The sequence below is a fragment of the Halobacillus sp. BBL2006 genome (assembly GCF_000786645.1).
Taxonomy (GTDB): Bacteria; Bacillota; Bacilli; order Bacillales; family Halobacillaceae; genus Halobacillus.
In genome coordinates, this window is record NZ_JRNX01000979.1 from 1 (window position 1) to 738 (window position 738).

At 41.9% G+C, this 738-nt stretch carries 2 protein-coding genes; both read left to right on the forward strand.

What is annotated here, in order from left to right; translation table 11 throughout:
- Positions 1-271: transporter substrate-binding domain-containing protein (locus LD39_RS21520; protein ID WP_035553977.1), on the forward strand; the 271-nt coding region annotated here is incomplete at its 5' end.
- Between the two features lie 108 nt (positions 272-379).
- Positions 380-738, forward strand: a 359-nt coding sequence (locus tag LD39_RS21525; RefSeq protein ID WP_035553980.1) for an ABC transporter permease subunit, incomplete at its 3' end; no start/stop codon positions are given.

Here is a 738-nt window from a genome sequence, read left to right on the forward strand (position 1 = left end):
CTATATGGACCTTCAAGCTGGCCGTGTGGATGCCGTCATGTATGATGTGCCTAACGTGAAATACTATGTGAATAATGACGCTAAAGGTGAACTGAAGACCGTTGGAGATATTCTTCAAGGGGAGCAGTACGGAATCGCTTTTCCAAAAGGATCTGAACTTGTGGGTGACGTAAACGAAGCCCTTCAAACATTGATCGATAATGGAACGTATGATGACATTTACGAAGAATGGTTTGGAGAGCGTAAATACGGCACAGAAGCATCCGAATAATAAATGAAGCCAGAAAAGCGTGGCAGGTACAATACTTGTTACGCTTTTCCCTTCTGTTTACTAACATCGCGGCAAAAATACATTCATAGATAAGGGGCGTCACTTCACATGGAAGCATTTTTAGATTCGCACTTTGTACGGGTCATGCCCTTCTTATGGCAAGGGTTAGGATACACCCTTCTCATAACAGGGGTAGGATTACTTTTCGGCTTCATCCTTGGAGCCATTGTCGGACTCGCACGATTATCAAAAAACAAATTCATTTATGTGATTTCATCGATTTATGTGGAAGTATTACGAGGAACACCGATTCTGGCTCAAATTCTATTTATCTATTTCGGTCTTCCGGACTTATTAGGTTTTAATATTGATAAAATTACGGCCTCAATTATTGCCATCGCGGTCAATGCTGGTGCATATATTGCTGAAATTGTGCGTGGGGCCGTGTATTCCATTGACAAAGGACA